At 26.8% G+C, this 1,212-nt stretch carries 2 protein-coding genes; both read left to right on the top strand.

Annotation, left to right across the window (positions count from 1 at the left end; all coding sequences use genetic code 11):
• The first annotated feature begins 144 nt into the window (after positions 1-144).
• Positions 145-615 carry a DUF2975 domain-containing protein gene (locus BN899_RS08405; protein WP_042274596.1) on the top strand — a complete coding sequence of 157 codons (471 nt, stop codon included), beginning with the start codon at positions 145-147 and terminating at the stop codon, positions 613-615.
• Between the two features lie 10 nt (positions 616-625).
• On the top strand, positions 626-847 hold the full coding sequence (locus tag BN899_RS08400) for a helix-turn-helix domain-containing protein (RefSeq protein ID WP_042274595.1): 222 nt from the start codon (positions 626-628) through the stop codon (positions 845-847).
• Positions 848-1,212 lie beyond the last annotated feature (365 nt).

Genomic DNA, 1,212 nt, shown 5'->3' with positions numbered 1-1,212 from the left:
TGTATATTTGATTTTTATATCTGACTAAATATTAAAAGTATTAAGTTTGACAATAAATATATATAATAAATGAATAAATATTTATTGACAAACGATAAATAGGTTATTAAAATAAAATTATAATAAATTAGTGAGGTATTTTTTATGAAACCAAAACAAGGTTCAACAATTTTCCTAAGATCAGCTATTTTTCTTCTTGGAATTATTATTATTGCTTTATATGTGTTGCTAACTAATAGAGTAATAGTGTATCCTATTGGTAATTTGCTATATCCAGTTGTAATAGCAGTGTATGCAACAGGGATACCATTTTTCATAGCTTTGTATCAGGCGTTGAAACTTTTAAGCTATATTGACGAGAACAAAGCTTTCTCGAAATTATCTGTAAATGCTTTAAAGAATATAAAATACTGTGCAATCACAATTAGTATCTTATATATAGCAATCATGCCATTTCTATATCTAATAGCGGATAAAGAAGATGCCCCTGGTATCATAATAATCGGAGCAGTATTCGTTTTTGCTCCAAGTGTAATTGCAACTTTTGCAGCTCTTCTTCAAAAGTTGTTACAAAAAGCTATTGATATAAAAAGCGATAATGACTTAACTATATAAGGTGAATAATATGGCGATTATAATTAATATTGATGTGATGTTAGCTAAAAGGAAAATGAGCGTAACAGAACTTACGGAGAAGGTTGGAATAACAATAGCGAACATTTCTATATTGAAAAATGGAAAGGCAAAAGCGATTCGATTACAAACTTTAGATTCGATTTGTAAGGCTTTAGAATGTCAACCTGGAGATATTTTAGAATATGTGGAAGATGAAATTGAATTAAAGTAATTAGCTTTTAAATCTAGGATTATGGATTAGTTAAATCTATGTATGCATTATTATCTGAGTATTATAATAGGGAGTAATTGATTCTCTTCATAAATCTTTATACTTAGCGACTATAGATATTTTTGAAAAATAGAAATATATCCTAAAAAGGCTATGATTTTATAGTCATAGCCTTAGTAAAATATCTTAAATCACTTCTATTAAATCTAAAATTTATCTGGATAATATACAATTATATTTTAAGACTCCAGTAAAGTATTTGCTGGCTTAATTCATAATTTTTGTCATTAGGTAAATTTTTTATGTTATATTTAAAAACTCTGTTGCCTGTTAATGATAAGAACTCAGACTGCTCTTTAGATATC

The organism is Faecalimicrobium dakarense (genome assembly GCF_000499525.1).
Lineage (GTDB): Bacteria > Bacillota > Clostridia > Peptostreptococcales > Peptostreptococcaceae > Faecalimicrobium > Faecalimicrobium dakarense.
The sequence above is the reverse complement of the archived record's forward strand: the minus strand, read 5'-3'. Positions and strand labels throughout refer to the sequence as shown.